This window comes from Pantoea sp. SGAir0418 (assembly GCF_043529865.1).
Genome location: NZ_CP027911.1, coordinates 507,534 through 524,426 on the forward strand (window position 1 = coordinate 507,534; position 16,893 = coordinate 524,426).

A 16,893-nucleotide genomic window follows, 5' to 3' on the forward strand; every position below is an offset into this window, starting at 1 on the left:
CATGAAAAATAATAATATGCACCGTCGCGCAGCGGCGCGGCGCCTCTCTTTGCTTGCCGGTTGCATTACGGTCATGATGGCTCCGGCCATCAGCGTAATGGCCGATTCGACCAGTGAACTGATGATGTTTGCCGAGATGAGCGGACATCGCCCGGCCGCCCCCGCTGCGGCACCGGTACGCAGCGTGCCGGTACAGCGCGTGCCCGTTGCGCCAGCCCAGCGCTTTGCAACCGCGCCGGCACCGCAACCGATGTTTACGCAACCTCAGGCCGCGCCGGTTGCACCACCGGTCGCCGCGCCACGCGCTCAGCCGGCACCAGCGCCGGCACCTTCACCGGCCCCAGCGCCAGCAGCGCCGATTGCACCACCGCCAGTGCAGCCGGTACAGGGCGGCGGTTTTCTGACGGAGGAGCAGCGCCAGCCGGAACCCAGGCAGACGAATCCGCTGCTGAAATCGGTACGCACTTTCAACCCACAGCAGCCTGCGCCGGTGCCGGTGAATGAAGCAGAAGTAAAAGCACAGAGCGAGTTCAGTTATGTCAGTCCGCCAGTAGCGGAAACCAGAACCACTGCCGCCGATGCCGCCGTGGCGCGTTCACCGGTCAGCCTGAGCGGCGCGGTGGATGAAACCGTGGCTGAATCCGAGCTGCGGCAGAAATTCCTCTCGGCCGCGCGCATCACCTGGCGCATCAGCCCGGCGCTGAAATCGTCCGTGGCGCAGACCGATGCCGCCGCCGCCAGCGTGGATGAGGCGAAAGGGCAGCGCTGGCCGCAGCTGGATGTCAGCGCCAGCTCGGCGACCAAAGAGTTTGGTGGCGGGGTAAAAAGCGACGGTAGTCAGAGCAACGTGCCGGCGCTCGGCGTGTCGATGGCGACCAACCTGATTGATTTCGGTCAGACCAGCCGCACCATCGAGAGCCGCGAAGAGCGCGTGACCTCGGCGCAGCAGGCGGCGCAGGCGCAGCGTGAAGAGCTGGCGATGCAGGTCAGCAACGCGCTGATTGAGTGGAACAAGCAGCAGCGGATCATTGCCATCAGCCAGCAGTACGTGGCGCGCATGACCGAACTGACTACCATGCTGAGCGGCATTGTGCAGTCGGATACAGGCCGCCGCAGCGAGCTGACGCAGGCCAAAGGCCGATTGCTGCAGGCGCAGAGCTATCTGGAGAATGCCGAGTCGCGCGCGCGCGATGTCGAGATCACGCTGAACCGCCTGATGGGCAACAGTCGCGTGACGCTGCCAGCCAGCGATCGCTGGGCGATGAATTTTGGCGATCTCAATCGTCAGCTGGCCAGCCTGGATTATCATCCGCTGATCCTGCGCGCCAGCGCGGAAACGCGAGCGGGGTTTAAAGAAGCGGAGGCGATTAAAGCTTCCGGCCTGCCAAAACTCAACTGGACGGTAACCAAAAGCACGCGTGAGGATCAGCTCGGTCGCCAGCAGGCGTGGCAAACCGGCATCAACGTTAGCTGGGGCCTGTTCCGCGGTGGTTCAACCAACGCGCAGGAGATTGCGGCGATTAAACGCGCCGAAGCCAGCCGTCAGCAGGTACAGGAGCAGCGACGTGATCTGGAAAATCGCGTGCGCGCCGCCAGCCAGGATGCACACTCCATGGCCGATCGCGCCGCGCTGTATAAGAGTCTGATTGTCGAGTCTGACCGCATCCGCAAAGACTTTTTCGATCAGTGGTATCACCTCGGACGCCGCTCGCTGCTGGATGTCCTGAGCGCCGAGAGCGATCTGTATAACAACCAGGTGAGCGAAGTGAGCAATCGCTTTGACAGCTACGCGGCGATCATTCGCGGCTACTCCAGTGCCGGCATCCTCAGCCGCTGGCTCACCACCGGACGTTAAGCGTCAGCGCGCTGTGGCGGGTTAGCCGGTATCAGAAACAGCAGCGCAACCGGGATGGCAGCGAACGGCAGCAGGGCTGTGGCGGCGCTGCTGCTGTAGATCTGCGCAAAGAGTATCGCCCCGACAATTTGCCCAATCGCCAGCGTCAGAAACGCCGCCGCCACGCCAGAGGCCGCATTCTGTGGCGTGGCGGCGGCACCCGCAACCAGCAGAATACCCGACAGCGTGACATATCCCGCGCCGCACAGTGCCGCCGCCGGTACCAGCCAGTAGCTAAAGTGGGTGAGTGCCGCCAGCAATAGCAGCGGAACGGCCATCGCCAGCTGCGCCAGCCAGTATACCTGACGCATACCGATGCAGCGTGCCAGCGGGCCGGTCAGCGCGCCGAGAATGCCGGCCGCGCCGCTAACCAGCCACAGCATACTGGCGTGGCTCTCGTTCAGGTGGCTGTGCTGGCGTAACACATCCGGTCCAAAACACCACCACGCCGCGCTGGCGACACCGCTAAGAAAAGCGATGATAATCACCCGCTGCAGCGCATGATTGTGCAGCCGATCGCGCCAGCCAACCGGCGATCCCGGTGGATCGGCACGACCGGCGGGCAGGCAATAGCGTGCCAGCAACAGGCTGATTAACGCCAGCGCGGCAAAACAGCAGCAGGCCGCGCGCCAGCCGCCGGGCATCAGCATAAAAATGGGCACTGACACAATAATGCCCGCGCCGGTGCCGGCGTTGATGAGCGTATTAGCGGCGGTTTGCCGCGACGCGTCAATTTGCCGGCTCACGGCACTGGCGAGCGCCGGCGAAGCCAGTCCGGCACCGAGACCGGCGATAAGCAGCCCACCGGCAATCAGCCATGCGCTGCTGGCAGCGGCCAGCAGCAGTAAGCCGAACATAGCCGTCAGCGCTGCCAGTATGGCGGTGCTGCGCACGCCCCAGCGCGCCAGCAGCAGCGTGGCGCCGGGCGTGGCCAGGCAGTAAGCCAGATAGCTGCAGGCGGCCAGCATGCCCGATGCGCGCGGGCTGAAGCTGATCTGCTGCGCCACCTGCGGCATCATCATTCCCCAGGCAAAACGTGCCAGTCCGTAGGTCACGGCGATCAGCATAAAGCCGCTTAGCGTCAGGCGGAGTGAAGCTTTCATGGCGTATTCGCCATCAGTTGCTCAGCCGCCAGACGCGCAGTGACCGCGGCCTGCGGACCGTCAACCAACCCGGCCATAATCGCCCCTTCAAACAGTATCCAGATGGCATCGGCCAGCGCTGACGGCGAATTTCTGTGCGAGTGCGCCACGCAGGCACGGATGTAGCCGCGCTGCCAGTAGCGATAATCCAGCGCCTGCGCCGCCAGCTCAGCATCCTGCTCCGCATACTCACCGTACGCTTTGGCAAAAAAGCAGCCGAGCGATCCTTCCGCCTGCATCCACTGTTCCAGCACCGAAAACAGCTGGCTGATGGCTACCGGATCGTCTGGCTCTGACAATAAATCGGCAAAGCGCTGCCGGCGCGCGGTCATCACCGCGGCAGTTAACCGCTCGCGCGACGGAAAGTGCTGATAGAGCGTACGCGTGGAGACCTTCGCCTCACGGCAAATGTAATCGGTGCTGGTGGCATGAAAACCGTTGTTGTAGAACAGCCGCTCGGCAGCGTTCAGGATGTGTTGTTTTTTACGCATACCTTAAAAAGTAAACCGATCGTTTTACTTTTGCAAAGTTGCGGGAGCGAAAAACGGGTGCGAGGCGGTTAATCACCGCCTGTTTCGAGGATGCAGCTTTGAAGAAATTATCAATCAGGAAACGCGCTTAGCCCAGTCGGGCGATGCGCGATCGGGCCTCATCCAGATGCTGTTGTAACGCGGCTAGGCAGGGCACAAAATGATCGGAGAAGCCATCGCAACTGTTCGCCAGAGACAAAAATTCCTCCGCCAAAGCCAGCGCTTCCCGCCATATATCGCTGCTGACCACTTCCGGCAGGGACGCAGGCCGCAGCGTATTCACGATGGCGCCGCCCGCTCTGGGCGCAAAGCCCATCGGCAGAATGTCGTAAGCTGGCGCGAGGTGATAAGGACGGCCATGGCGACTGATGAATGACAGGTTACCGGCGTGCATGTCGGTATTGCCGATCAGCATGCCGAATGCCCAAAGCCGGGCCGTGCTATTAGCGGCCTCACGCACCCGTCTACCGGGCAGCCAACCAACAGTGCCGCAATCGGACAGTGTGCCACGCAGGCCACGGCGCTGGCCGCGAAATACTCGCCCGCCATAGGTTAATCACCATCACTTTTAGCCCGCTAACTCAGCGGGTTTTTTTATGCCTGTCACCAGACCGCACAGAACGCCTTCAGAGCGCCGCACAGACGCAACCATTCGACGTATTACCCTCAAATGGATCACCCGCACAGCGTGGCGCTGGTGCAGCCACAGCCCGACAAAATAAAAGTCTCACCGACTAAAACGGCGCTACATCGCACCCGCCTGCGGGTTTTGCATCATAAAAATTTTTCAGTTTTATTTTTCTACAAACCGATACGGCTGAGCGCGCTGCTTCTGGCTTTCTGTCGGAGTTCCGCAACTGAAAACTTTGAAAGGAATTTCAGGACTTTTCAGTTTTTATGCATCACCGATGGATCTAAATAAAAATGTATGATCATGAAATTAAAGGGTAATTTATATATTGCGTCGCGCATTGGATCTTAAATGGATCTCAGTTGGTGGAAAGTTATTATCCAAAAAATCCAGCTTTGGCAAGGAGTTGGGGAATTTCAGAGCGCTAGGGGCAACTGAAAAGCATGAAAGCAAATTTCTGTTATTATATACAGTTGTTAGTTTTGTAAGAGGGCAACAGAATGAAGAGGATTTCCATCAACGGCGGACTTTTTTTGTTCATGTCGCGAGGTGAAAACTAACTTAAGATGCGATCTGGAATGAAGCATTGGGGCCACACAACAGGTACGTGCTTTGGCCACGGGGTGATTACTGGGATGTAAGATTCAAAAAAGTTGAAAATGGTAAACTGGAATGGTTACCCGTTGCAAATGAACCATTTGAGAATGAAAGTGAGGCTTGGCAAGCAGCTTATTCACATTCCAATGAGCTGCCCTTATATCATCAAATAAAGATTTTATAGTTAACTATTGATGGCTGGTTGCTTTTTCAAAGTCTTTATAACAGTACTCTCTGGTTTTTATTGCACTTAGATTCACTAGCCACGCGTAATGTGTTGGATGACCGATGAAGTCAAGTAAGGCTGGCAATTTGTATGATTTAAGTGACTATCGAATACTGAAAAATAAACCCACCGCAATAGGGTGGGTTGAAAAAATACACATAAACTAAATCTCTATCTAGGTTCTAAAAACAAAGCTAGTGATTTATTATGTAATTCATTCATTTCATGATCCCATTTAGATTGACTTTCTAATATGGTTTTTAGGTCAGCGTAATCTTGATTAGAATGCAACGCAAAAGAAACAAAAGCAGAATAAGGTTTATCTGATTGGCACGACTCTAACAAATTAGCTATCGCATTTCTTAAAGCAGTTAAATCATGCGTGTTATTAGCTAACTCTGCTAACTGCCTAGTAATTTCATTTGATGCTAAAAATCTTGGGTAAACAACTCTTCTGTCATCATTAAGATGTAGTTCTTTTATAGTAGTCTTTCCCTTAGTATCTTTGCCGTATAGCCTGAACGCTTGCTGCTTTAAGTGAAGCTTAGGCTTATCTTCATAAGGATTAATAATTGGGTTAACAATAACATCAAGCGTCCCTTTTTTACCATTGCACCGTTGACATGAAGGAAGAAGATTATCCCAATTAACCACGTCATCTTGGTATCTATCTTTATCTTTGAAATGTTCAACTTGCATATATGAATCTTTAATTTGCAATTCGCACTCGCAATATGCACATTTATAAGCACTGCTTTCTAAAAGGCTACCTCCAATTGATCGCGCCTTCCAAACAGTCTTAGTATTATCTTTTTTGAACTTTTCAGTTAATTCTTTGACTTTTGAGTCTGTAAGAAATTTTGGCTTCACTCCTCTTTCAAGTTTAATCATTTCTACCATCCTGAATCTGATTAAGTTGAATTTCAAATACAGGTCGGAGGGGATGCTGAGGATGAAGCATTTTATCTAGTTCTTGATAAGCTTTTGTCGCTTCGACTTTATCTTCGTTCTCGAGGGCAATATCGAATAAGCTCTTCGCAAAATTAAAGTTTTTAGTCCTTAAGTCTTGCATCCCCATTATATCTTCAAGTATTTCTTCGATAGTCCAACCCTGATAACCATATCTTGAAGTTGGAAGCGGCCTTTTTATAACATTACCATTAATTTTCTCTAAAGCAATAACTTCACCGTAAGCGGCTGTCTGAACTACATGAGGGCTGTGAGTTGTAATAAAAAACTGAGCTTTAGGGAATATTTCTTTTAATATAGAACAAATTCGGCCTTGCCATTCTGGATGTAAATGCAATTCTATTTCATCAATTAAAATGAGCCCCTCGTAATCCTCTGCAGCTATTCTGTTATTTTCATAACGATAGTCTATTTCTTTAATTATACCTAAGAGAATGAAAATGCTGGATTTGAACCCAGAGGATAGGTATTCAAAATAAATTTCACCACTAGGTGAATTAATAAATATTTCATTTTTAGTATCTAACCTGCTGAAACTGTAAGTGGAGTCAAAAACACTAAAGCATTTCTTAGATAACTCGAGGTTTTTTAATTGAGTATCTGTCAAATGATTTTTATGCATGCTATGCAAGACCCTATTTAACAACCAATCCTTAATGTCTTGGTTATCTAAACCGGATGTATTATTTCTCGCTCGATTAGAAGCATCAGGGTCTGAGTTTATCGCGGGAACTTTTTTATAATTGATGTTTCTATTTGTTTTAAGATACAGAATTTTATTTTTATTATCTTTAATTGCGTTAGGGTTGAGATATGAATCTACATTATTTGGTTCAAATCTTTTTATTTCAACTTTGAGATTGAATTTCAATGGTGCTATGTCTTGTGTTGCAGTAAGTAGTACTGAACCAATCTCAGAACCTGACTTTTTACTTACTACGTTTTTGTCCCACTCACTAAAACACGCACAAATTGAATCTAATAAATTGGTTTTACCAACACCATTCTCACCACAAATTATATTAATCTGTGGGTTAACCTCTCTCAAAACGAGGTGTGAAATCCCACCAACATTAGTTATTTCAATACTTTCAATTTTCATGTCGATCCTTTTTATTTTAAGCGACTTTTAAATCACTAAAATTTTCATCGAAAAAAACTACTAACAATTCATTAATAATGATAATTCGGCATGATTTCATAAAGCGTAACTCATATGACACGTAAAAAAAACATACTCAAATAGCTACAACCCCTGCGTCAAACCATAGGTATTAAGATAAACCCTAAAAAAGAAAGTGTGAAGTTTAATCGTAGGAGGTGAGATTTGGGGCGTTTAGTGGGTGCTAACGTACTGTAAAAAAAAGCGTGCGACAATTTTGCGACACTTTAGAAATGAGAAACAAAAAAGCCACCGTCGTTGGTGGCTTAACTGCATGATTTAAATCACTAAATTTGGTGGCCCCTGCTGGGTTTGAACCAGCGACCAAGCGATTATGAGTCGCCTGCTCTAACCACTGAGCTAAGGGGCCAGCGGAGCGGGGATTATAAAGTATCTCGGTGGGGCGATCCAGCGTTGCTCAATCGGTTGGTGAAAATTCCCGCAATCACTGAGTCCTTGATCTCACAGCAAAAAATCCCGGAACCCTGGCAGATGCGGGCAATAAGCGCTCGGCGTTGGTGTGTTTTTGAGACAAGGCTTGCTGCTGCCTTGTCTCAGGATGCGCAGGCTCAGCGATAGCGAGAGGCAGGCTTATTCAGCGAGATAAACGGCAGGATGGCGCCGCGCGCCTGCTCAAAGCTTTGCCACAGGCCCATATCTTCTACCGAAGGAATGGTGATCGCTTCGCCGTCATCAAGACCGCGCAGCGCGGCGGCGACTAAGTCGTCGACCTCCATCACCATCTCTGCCGGCAGGTCATCCACCGAGCGCCCGGTGCGCTGAAAGATCTCGGTGCGCGTCAGGCCCGGCAGCAGCGCCTGCACGCGTACGTTGTGGCCCGCCAGCTCACGCTGCATGTTACGCGTCAGCGAGAGCACAAAAGCTTTCGTCGCATTGTAGGCCCCGTTTGCCTGCTCGTTGACCAGCGCCAGTACCGACGCCACGTTCACGATGGTGCCCGCGTTGCGGCTGCGGAAAACCTGCGCAGCCGTGTGAGAGAGCTGCGTCAGCGCCACCACGTTCAGTGTCAGCATGGTTTGTGTCTGGTCGATGCTGGCGTCGATAAACTCGCCTTCCACCGTCATGCCCGCATTGTTGATCAGCGTGGTAATACGCGTATTGTTCCGCAGCTCGCTATCAATACGCGCCAGATCCTCATGGCGCGTCAGATCCGCAGCCAGCACGCTGACTTCCACGCCGTGCGCTTCGTGCAGCGACTGCGCCAGCGCGCTCAGACGTGCAGCATCGCGCGCCACCAGAATCAGGTCGTTGCCGCGTGCGGACAGCTGTTTAGCGTAAGTTGCGCCGATACCGCTGGAAGCGCCGGTGATTAAAGCCAGTTGATGTGACATGGGAAAAGCCCTCTGTATGATGGTCGTCATATTGGTGTGCTGATAATATGACGACCATCATATCTATCGTCAAGCTGGAATATGACGATCGTAATAATTACACTGATTGCCATTAACGATGAGCAGGGTAACAACCGATGGAAAAGCTAAGCCATAAGGCGCGCACGCGGCAGCGCATTCTGGAAGAAGCGGCGGTAGTGATGCGCGAATGCGGCACCGAAGGCATTGGCGTGGCAGCGCTGATGAAGCGCGTTGGCCTGACGCACGGTGGGTTTTATGCGCACTTTGCCTCGCGTGAAGCGCTGGTCGAAGCGGTGATTAGCGAGATGTTTGCCGACTCGGCGCAGCGTTTTGCCGCCGTGCTGGCGATGGAGGATCCGGCTGAACGGCTGAACCAGTGGATCGATCGCTATCTGTCGGACCAGCACTGTGGCGCGCCGGGCGAGGGCTGTCCGATACCGGCGCTGGTCAGCGAAGTGGCGCATTTACCGCCGGATGCGCGGGCGCTGTTTTCGGCGAAGCGCGAAGCGGTGCGGCGCCAGCTGGTGCAGGCGCTACAGCAGCTGGGACATGCGCAGGCGGAAAGTATCGCCAGCAGCATGCAGGCCGAAATGGTCGGTGCGCTGGCGCTGGCGCGTGCCTGCACCGATGAAGCGGAAGCGCGCCAGATGCTGGAGGTGACGCGTCAGGCAGTCAAACTGCGCGCCGGGCTGGTGACAGCATGAGCGATCACGACATCCGCGACATTATCGCGCCCGATTTGCAGGTGCTGTTTTGCGGCATCAATCCGGGCAAATCCTCGGCGCATACCGGCTTTCACTTTGCGCATCCCGGCAACCGCTTCTGGAAGGTGATCCATCAGGCCGGATTTACCCGCGAACAGCTGCTGCCGGAGCAGGAACAGCGGCTGCTGGAGACCGGCTGCGGCATCACCATGCTGGTAGAGCGCCCCACCATTCAGGCCAGCGAGCTGGCGGGCGCGGAGCTGCGTGACGGCGGCGCGCGTCTGCAGGAAAAGGTGCTGCGCTTTCAGCCGCGGGCGCTGGCGGTGCTGGGTAAGGATGCGTTTCAGAAGGCGTTTCGTCAGCGCAATGTGGCATGGGGCGAGCAGCCGCAGCTGCTGGGCGAAACCCGTTTATGGGTGCTGCCCAATCCCAGCGGATTAAACCGCGCTTCGCTGGAAGAGATGGTCGCCGCTTATCGCCAGCTTCATGATTGGTTACAGAATAAGGCGTGAGCTGGCTCTGTTTCATCAGGTAATAACGTTGTTCATCGTTTTGTTTCTGGCTACACCGGATGCTCCACGCAAAAAAAGGAGCAGGGAGATGAAGCAACGCACCATGGTTCTGGCGGCACTGCTACTGGCGGCGCAACCGGGCGTCCAGGCCGCAACGCTGAAGGTATTCAGTTCCGGCGGTATGTACCCGGTGATTGAAAGCCTGAAGCAGGATTATCAGCAGCAGAGCGGTGACAGCATTGAGCTGGAAGCGGCGCCGTCGATGGGTGATACGCCGCAGGCGATTCCTAATCGCCTTAAACGCCATGAAAGCGCCGATGTGCTGGTAATGGTGGATTACGCCATCAAGCCGCTGGAGCAGGCCAAATGGGTGGACAGCGCCAGCCATCAGGTGCTGGCGCACTCGTATATTGCCATGGCGGTGAAGCAGGGCACCACGCCGCCGGATATCAGTACCGTCGCGAAGTTCAAACAGGTGCTGACCTCTGCCTCAAGTATCGCCGTGTCTGACAGCGCCAGCGGCAAATATATTCAGAGCAAGATGCTGGATAAGCTGCAGCTGGGCCCGAAAACGGCTGCGAAGATCACCGTGATTCCGGCCACGCCGGTGGGTGAGGCGGTCGCGCAGGGCAAAGCAGAGCTGGGCTTCCAGCAGAACAGCGAGCTGAAGGCGGTAAAAGGCATTACTATCGTGGGACTGATTCCGCCAGCAGCACAGCAGGATACGCTGTACGGTGCGGTGATCACGCGCAGCAGCCAGCAGCAGCAGGCCGCGGCGAAGTTCGTGAAATACCTGCAGAGCGACAAAGCGCGCAGCGTGATGCAGGAGAAAGGGCTGACGCCATACTGAAGGCAATAAAAAACCCCGGCAAGCCGGGGTTTTTACTGACCACGACGATTAATCGTCGAGGAAGCTACGCAGCACTTCCGAGCGGCTCGGATGGCGCAGTTTACGCAGCGCTTTGGCTTCAATCTGACGGATACGCTCACGCGTAACGTCAAACTGTTTGCCCACCTCTTCCAGCGTGTGGTCGGTGTTCATATCGATACCGAAACGCATACGCAGGACTTTGGCTTCACGCGCGGTCAGGCCAGCCAGCACATCGTGGGTGGCAGAACGCAGGCTTTCCGAGGTCGCGGAATCCAGCGGCAGCTCCAGCGTGGTGTCTTCGATAAAGTCGCCCAGATGCGAATCTTCATCATCACCAATCGGCGTTTCCATGGAGATCGGCTCTTTAGCGATTTTCAGCACCTTACGGATTTTATCTTCCGGCATCAGCATGCGCTCGGCCAGCTCTTCCGGCGTTGGCTCGCGGCCCATCTCCTGCAGCATCTGGCGCGAAATACGGTTGAGTTTGTTAATGGTCTCAATCATATGCACCGGAATACGGATGGTACGCGCCTGGTCGGCGATGGAACGGGTGATAGCCTGACGGATCCACCAGGTGGCGTAAGTTGAGAACTTATAGCCACGGCGATATTCAAACTTATCCACCGCTTTCATCAGACCGATGTTGCCTTCCTGAATCAGGTCGAGGAACTGCAGGCCACGGTTGGTGTACTTCTTGGCGATGGAGATCACCAGACGCAGGTTAGCCTCAACCATCTCTTTCTTCGCACGACGCGCTTTGGCTTCGCCGATCGACATACGACGGTTGATGTCTTTCACCTGCTCAATGGTCAGGCCGGTCTCTTCTTCAATCTGCAGCAGTTTCTGCAGCGAACGCATGACGTCTTCTTCCACTTCCTGCAGTTTTTCTGACCACGGCTTGTTCATGGCCAGTGCCGCTTTGAACCAGCTCTCACTGGTTTCATTACCGGTAAACAGGGTGATGAAGTTTTTCTTCGGCATTTTGCACAGTTCAACACACAGCTTCATGATCAGGCGCTCTTGCGTGCGCACGCGCTCCATCATTTCACGCATGTTGTTCACCAGGTAATCGAACTGCTTCGGTACCAGGCGGAACTGTTTGAACACTTCAGAGAGATTGTTGATCTCGGCCACGGCGTCCGCATGGCTGCGGCCTTTGGCTTTGATCACGTTGCGCGTAGTTTCGTATTGCGTACGCAGGTCGTTAAACTTCTCGCGCGCCAGTTCCGGATCGATAGAGTTATCGTCGTCGGAGCTGTCGTCGTCGCTCTCTTCGTCTTCCTCTTCGTCGTCGTCGCGGTCTTCTTCTGACAGCTCAGAACCGACGTGGGTCGCGGTCGGTGCCAGATCTTCCTCGGCGTTCGGATCGACGAAACCGGTGATCAGGTCAGACAGGCGTGACTCGCCCGCTTCAACGCGATCGTACTGATCGAGCAGGTAGGTGATTGCTTCCGGGTATTCGGCGACAGAGCATTGCACCTGGTTGATACCGTCTTCGATACGCTTGGCGATGTCGATTTCGCCTTCGCGCGTCAGCAGCTCAACGGTACCCATTTCACGCATGTACATGCGCACCGGGTCGGTGGTACGGCCAATTTCAGATTCAACGCTGGATAATACCTGAGCGGCAGCTTCCGCGGCATCTTCGTCAGTATCGGTGCTGTTTTCATTCAGCATCAGATCATCGGCATCCGGGGCTTCTTCCACCACCTGAATACCCATATCGTTGATCATTTGGATGATGTCTTCGATCTGATCGGAGTCGACGATATCTTCCGGCAGATGGTCATTGACCTCAGCATAGGTCAGATAGCCCTGCTCCTTACCACGGGTGACAAGCAGCTTAAGCTGTGACTGCGGGTTTTGCTCCATAAGACGGTATCCACACTTCTGTTAATTAGATTGGTGTCGGTCGGCAGCGAGCCAACTATAACAGTGAAGGCGTTGTGTTTTTGCCGCTGCCTTCAACGCGGCCAGGGCTTTGGCCCATCGTAAATCGGCACTTAAGCCGCTTAATATTCTGTCCGGCGCTAACTCACTTGCCATTTTCAATGCTGGCAGTGCTCGCAATCCCTTACGTACGCCAGTACGCTCCGGTTGCTGCGTGCTGGCAGCCTTGAAACTGACAGCGACGTTAACGCCTATGGTATGTATGCATTGCTTCCGGCTTCGCTTACAGCGTCCATAAACCAGAAACATCAGGCAAGAAGGGTGGCGTTATCAGCCTTCATCATTCTGACCCGGTAAAATCTTATTTTTTGGCTAATGCCTGGCTTAATGCCCAGAATTCACGGCGTTCGGCGGCGCTCAGGCCCTCAGTCCGATCGCGCGCAATCAGTGCTTCGAGGCGCTGCTCCAGCGCAGCATCATAGATGCTTGCCAGCGAGTCCTGGAACACTTCTTCCGCTTCGTCATCTACGATCATGTGGTTCCAGGTGGCCAGTGTTTCAAGGGGCTGGCTAAATTCTGTCCCGCGATATAACTCTAGTAGCTGTCCGGTGGTCAGGCCAGGATTCTCAGTACAACGGCGGACTAACTCCACAAACAGCGGCAATCCCGCTAATTTAGACTGCTCCAGCCCGTCCAGCGCAGGCACGATGGCGGCAAATTGCGGATTCTGCACTAACAAAGCAATCAGCACGCGCATAGTGGTGCGTTTCATCGGCGGCGCCACCGGCGCGGTACCGCTTTCCGCCTGCTTCGGCATCAGCTTGTCTAACTGGTTATCGTCCAGAATGCCGAGTTTATTACCCAGCGTCTGACGCATATAAATCCGCAGCGTTTCGCCCGGAATCTGGCTGATCAGCGGCAGCGCCAGCGTCGCCAGCTTGGTACGGCCATCGCGCGTACTCAGATCCACCTGCGGCATCAGGCTGTCGAACAGAAACGTGGAGAGCGGCATGGCCTGCTCCATCCGCGCTTCGAACGCTGCTTTGCCCTCTTTACGCACCAGGGTATCCGGGTCTTCGCCGTCGGGCAAAAACATAAAGCGTAGCTGACGACCGTCATTCATGTAAGGCAATGCGGTTTCCAGCGCACGCCATGCAGCTTCACGACCGGCGCGGTCGCCGTCGTAGCAGCAGATCACGTTATCGGTCGAGCGGAACAAAAGCTGGATATGTTCCGCCGTGGTCGAGGTGCCCAGCGAGGCGACAGCATAATCAATGCCGAACTGCGCCAGCGCAACCACGTCCATATAGCCTTCCACCACCAGCAGACGCGCCGGTTGCGGATGATTTTTTTGCGCTTCATACAGGCCGTACAGCTGGCGGCCTTTATGGAAAATCGGTGTTTCCGGTGAGTTCAGGTACTTGGGCGTATCGTTGCCCAGCACGCGGCCACCAAAACCAATCACGCGTCCGCGCTTGTCGCGAATCGGAAACATCACGCGATCGCGGAAACGATCGTAGGTGCGGCCGCTGTCATTGCTGACCAGCATGCCCGCTTCCATCAGCGATTCACGATCTTCTTTCTGCTGACCGAAACGCTTCAGGACGTTGTCCCAGCCGGCTGGCGCATAGCCAATAGCAAAGTGATCGATCACTTGCTGGCTCAGCCCGCGTGTGGCGAGATACTGTTGTGCTGATTTCGCCTGCGGATTGCGCAGGCTCTGCTGATAAAAGCTGTCTAAACCTTCCAGCAGCTGATACAGGCTCTGGCGCTGGTGGCGCTCCATCGGGCTCGGACCGTTGCCCGCTTCGTACGGCACTTCTAAGCCGTGCTGCGTGGCAAGTTCCTCTACGCTCTCGACAAAATCCAGACGATCGTGATTCATCAGGAAGTCGATGGCGTTGCCTTTGGCACCACAGCCAAAGCAGTAGTAGAACTGCTTTTCGCCGCTTACGGTGAAAGAGGGGGTTTTTTCGTTATGGAAAGGACAGCACGCGTGATAGTTCTTACCCTGCTTTTTCAGCTTAACGCGGGCATCGATAAGATCCACGATGTCCGTGCGGGCAAGTAAATCATTGATAAATACGCGTGGAATTCGTCCAGCCATAAGCCCCGGTTTTTCAGCTCATAAACGGCAACAAGCCGCGCTTCCTTTCGGAAAGCACGGCCTCTTACTTGACTCTGTCTGCGTTTAACACGCGGCGGAAGCGAACTTCCGAAAGAAATTAGTACAGACGAGTGCGGCGTGCGTTTTCGCGAGCCAGTTTCTTGGCGTGACGCTTAACAGCAGACGCTTTAGCGCGCTTACGTTCAGTCGTTGGTTTTTCATAGAACTCACGACGACGAACTTCAGCCAGAACGCCTGCTTTCTCGCAGGAACGCTTGAAGCGACGCAGTGCTACGTCGAATGGCTCGTTTTCACGTACTTTAATTACCGGCATGTAACTCTCACCTCGATAAAATTCGGTTTTTGCTGCTGACTGCGGCGCCAGCACTTTTCAAAATGGTGCAGCATTTTACTCCAGGCGCGGCTGGCTTGTAAAGCACCATGGACAATTTAGAACCAACAGGAGCGTTTGCCTGTGCGGCTGCCGGTTTTTTCAGGCCGTGGAGTATAGCGCACTCTTTGCGCGACAGAAAAACACTTTTTCGCGTGCGGAAGGGGGCAGGCGTCAGCCGGCCTGTGCTACACTGCGCGCCGCAAGAAGAGGGTGATAAAGCTATGCGAGTTCTGGGTATTGAAACGTCCTGCGATGAAACCGGCATCGCGATTTATGACGATGCGTCCGGTCTGCTGGCGAATCAATTATATAGCCAGGTAAAATTACATGCCGATTACGGCGGCGTGGTGCCGGAACTGGCCTCGCGCGATCACGTGCGGAAAACCGTGCCGTTGATTCAGGCCGCGCTGAAACAGGCGGGCTTGCAGGCCGGAGAGATTGACGCCGTGGCGTACACCGCCGGTCCCGGCCTGGTCGGTGCGCTGCTGGTTGGCGCCACCATTGGTCGCGCGCTGGCGTTCGCCTGGAACGTGCCGGCGGTGCCGGTGCATCACATGGAAGGCCATCTGCTGGCGCCGATGCTGGAAGACAACCCACCGGAATTCCCGTTCGTGGCACTGCTGGTCTCCGGCGGCCACACGCAGCTGATCAGCGTCACCGGTATTGGTGAATATACGCTGCTGGGCGAATCGATTGACGATGCCGCCGGGGAAGCGTTCGATAAAACCGCCAAGCTGCTGGGGCTGGATTATCCGGGCGGCCCGATGCTGTCGCGCATGGCGCAGCAGGGCACACCGGATCGCTTTAAGTTCCCGCGTCCGATGACCGATCGTCCGGGACTGGACTTCAGCTTCTCCGGCCTGAAAACCTTCGCAGCGAATACCATTCGCGAACATGACGGTGACGAACAGGCGCGCGCCGATATCGCCCGCGCCTTTGAAGATGCGGTAGTAGACACGCTGATGATCAAATGCAAGCGTGCGCTGGAGCAGACCGGCTTTAAACGCCTGGTGATTGCCGGCGGCGTGAGCGCCAACCGCACGCTGCGTGAACGCATGGCAACCATGATGAGCGCGCGCGGCGGCGAGGTGTTTTATGCCCGTCCGGAGTTCTGCACCGATAACGGCGCGATGATTGCCTATGCCGGCATGGTGCGGCTGAAAGGCGGCACGCGCGGTGAGCTGGGCGTCAGCGTGCGGCCACGCTGGCCGCTGGCGGAATTACCGGCCATCTGATGATAAAAAACCGGCCGCGCGCCGGTTTTTTTATTTCTTCTTTTTACGCTTCCACACGCGGTTTTCCTGACCGCGCCACAGGCGCTGAATATTGTCGTGATGGCGCAGTAAAATCAGGCATGACAGCATCGACACCGGAAAGGTGAACTGCGGCTTAAACCACCAGACGTAAAACGGGGCAATCAACGCGCTGACGATCGCGCCCAGCGATGAGTAACCGCTGAGCAGCACCGTCAGCAGCCAGGTGCCGGTCATCAGGCCGGTCAGGTCCCAGCCAATCGGCGCGATGGCCCCAAACGCGGTGGCCACACCTTTGCCGCCGCGAAAGCGGAAAAACACCGGATAGATATGGCCGAGGCAGGCGGCGATGGCCGTGAGACCAAGATACATCGGCGTGACGTGCAGCCACCAGGCGATCCACACCGGCACCATTCCCTTCGCCACGTCGAAAATCAGTACCGCGGCAGCGGCGGCTTTACCGCCAATACGTAACACGTTGGTGGCGCCTGGATTGCCAGAGCCTGCGCTGCGGGGATCGGGTAAACCAGCGAGTTTACAAACCAGGATCGCACTGGAAATCGAGCCGCAAAGATACGCGAAAATAATCATACCAAGCGCGATAGCACTCATAGCTTCGTACCGTTCCTTTTGGGTCG

General features: G+C 54.6%; 15 protein-coding genes and 1 tRNA gene. 5 read left to right on the forward strand and 11 right to left on the reverse strand.

The features are described 5' to 3' along the window. Nucleotide 1: 1 nt before the first annotated feature. Complete coding sequence (locus C1N84_RS02390; protein WP_264441945.1) at nucleotides 2-1,855, forward strand: TolC family protein; 1,854 nt, start codon at nucleotides 2-4, stop codon at nucleotides 1,853-1,855. Here C1N84_RS02390 and C1N84_RS02395 read toward each other — a convergent pair. The 7 genes from C1N84_RS02395 to C1N84_RS02425 form a co-directional block, all read right to left on the reverse strand. Further along, nucleotides 1,852-2,997: an MFS transporter gene (locus C1N84_RS02395; protein ID WP_264441946.1), complete on the reverse strand. Its 1,146-nt coding sequence runs from the start codon at nucleotides 2,995-2,997 to the stop codon at nucleotides 1,852-1,854. The genes C1N84_RS02390 and C1N84_RS02395 overlap by 4 nt on opposite strands. Beyond that, nucleotides 2,994-3,527: a TetR/AcrR family transcriptional regulator gene (locus C1N84_RS02400; RefSeq protein WP_104188237.1), complete on the reverse strand. Its 534-nt coding sequence runs from the start codon at nucleotides 3,525-3,527 to the stop codon at nucleotides 2,994-2,996. The genes C1N84_RS02395 and C1N84_RS02400 overlap by 4 nt, the downstream gene beginning before the upstream one ends. A gap of 127 nt (nucleotides 3,528-3,654) precedes the next feature. After that, the gene (locus C1N84_RS02405) at nucleotides 3,655-3,981 is read right to left on the reverse strand and encodes a HipA domain-containing protein (RefSeq protein WP_394541708.1); all 327 of its coding nucleotides are present in this window, start codon (nucleotides 3,979-3,981) and stop codon (nucleotides 3,655-3,657) included. Nucleotides 3,982-5,191: 1,210 nt separating this feature from the next. After that, on the reverse strand, nucleotides 5,192-5,911 hold the full coding sequence (locus C1N84_RS02410; RefSeq protein ID WP_264441947.1) for an HNH endonuclease: 720 nt from the start codon (nucleotides 5,909-5,911) through the stop codon (nucleotides 5,192-5,194). Beyond that, nucleotides 5,904-7,091 (reverse strand): AAA family ATPase, encoded by a 1,188-nt coding sequence (locus tag C1N84_RS02415; RefSeq protein WP_264441948.1) that lies wholly within the window; start codon nucleotides 7,089-7,091, stop codon nucleotides 5,904-5,906. The genes C1N84_RS02410 and C1N84_RS02415 overlap by 8 nt, the downstream gene beginning before the upstream one ends. Nucleotides 7,092-7,445: 354 nt before the next feature. Continuing rightward, nucleotides 7,446-7,521: transfer RNA gene (locus C1N84_RS02420), tRNA-Ile, on the reverse strand. A 199-nt stretch (nucleotides 7,522-7,720) separates the two neighbouring features. Next, nucleotides 7,721-8,503 carry an SDR family NAD(P)-dependent oxidoreductase gene (locus C1N84_RS02425; RefSeq protein WP_264441949.1) on the reverse strand — a complete coding sequence of 261 codons (783 nt, stop codon included), beginning with the start codon at nucleotides 8,501-8,503 and terminating at the stop codon, nucleotides 7,721-7,723. A gap of 137 nt (nucleotides 8,504-8,640) precedes the next feature. On the opposite strand from C1N84_RS02425, the gene C1N84_RS02430 reads away from it, so the two are divergent. From C1N84_RS02430 to C1N84_RS02440, 3 genes are all read left to right on the forward strand, one after another. Continuing rightward, a complete protein-coding gene (locus C1N84_RS02430; protein WP_264441950.1) occupies nucleotides 8,641-9,228 on the forward strand; it encodes a TetR/AcrR family transcriptional regulator in 588 nt (195 codons plus the stop codon). Next, complete coding sequence (gene mug, locus C1N84_RS02435) at nucleotides 9,225-9,740, forward strand: G/U mismatch-specific DNA glycosylase (protein ID WP_058771358.1); 516 nt, start codon at nucleotides 9,225-9,227, stop codon at nucleotides 9,738-9,740. Before C1N84_RS02430 ends, mug begins: the two co-directional genes overlap by 4 nt. Before the next feature lie 88 nt (nucleotides 9,741-9,828). Next, the gene (locus C1N84_RS02440) at nucleotides 9,829-10,590 is read left to right on the forward strand and encodes a substrate-binding domain-containing protein (RefSeq protein WP_058759768.1); all 762 of its coding nucleotides are present in this window, start codon (nucleotides 9,829-9,831) and stop codon (nucleotides 10,588-10,590) included. A 48-nt stretch (nucleotides 10,591-10,638) separates the two neighbouring features. On the opposite strand, the gene rpoD is transcribed toward C1N84_RS02440, so the two are convergent. The 3 genes from rpoD to rpsU form a co-directional block, all read right to left on the reverse strand. Continuing rightward, nucleotides 10,639-12,483 (reverse strand): RNA polymerase sigma factor RpoD, encoded by a 1,845-nt coding sequence (gene rpoD, locus C1N84_RS02445; RefSeq protein ID WP_058759769.1) that lies wholly within the window; start codon nucleotides 12,481-12,483, stop codon nucleotides 10,639-10,641. A gap of 379 nt (nucleotides 12,484-12,862) precedes the next feature. Then, complete coding sequence (gene dnaG, locus C1N84_RS02450) at nucleotides 12,863-14,608, reverse strand: DNA primase (RefSeq protein ID WP_021509629.1); 1,746 nt, start codon at nucleotides 14,606-14,608, stop codon at nucleotides 12,863-12,865. Between the two features lie 118 nt (nucleotides 14,609-14,726). After that, the gene (gene rpsU, locus C1N84_RS02455) at nucleotides 14,727-14,942 is read right to left on the reverse strand and encodes a 30S ribosomal protein S21 (RefSeq protein WP_001144069.1); all 216 of its coding nucleotides are present in this window, start codon (nucleotides 14,940-14,942) and stop codon (nucleotides 14,727-14,729) included. A 281-nt stretch (nucleotides 14,943-15,223) separates the two neighbouring features. Here rpsU and tsaD point away from each other — a divergent pair, with 281 nt between their 5' ends. Further along, nucleotides 15,224-16,237 carry a tRNA (adenosine(37)-N6)-threonylcarbamoyltransferase complex transferase subunit TsaD gene (gene tsaD, locus C1N84_RS02460; protein WP_241798748.1) on the forward strand — a complete coding sequence of 338 codons (1,014 nt, stop codon included), beginning with the start codon at nucleotides 15,224-15,226 and terminating at the stop codon, nucleotides 16,235-16,237. A gap of 30 nt (nucleotides 16,238-16,267) precedes the next feature. Here tsaD and plsY read toward each other — a convergent pair whose 3' ends face one another. Next, a complete protein-coding gene (gene plsY, locus C1N84_RS02465; protein WP_021509626.1) occupies nucleotides 16,268-16,867 on the reverse strand; it encodes a glycerol-3-phosphate 1-O-acyltransferase PlsY in 600 nt (199 codons plus the stop codon). Nucleotides 16,868-16,893 lie beyond the last annotated feature (26 nt).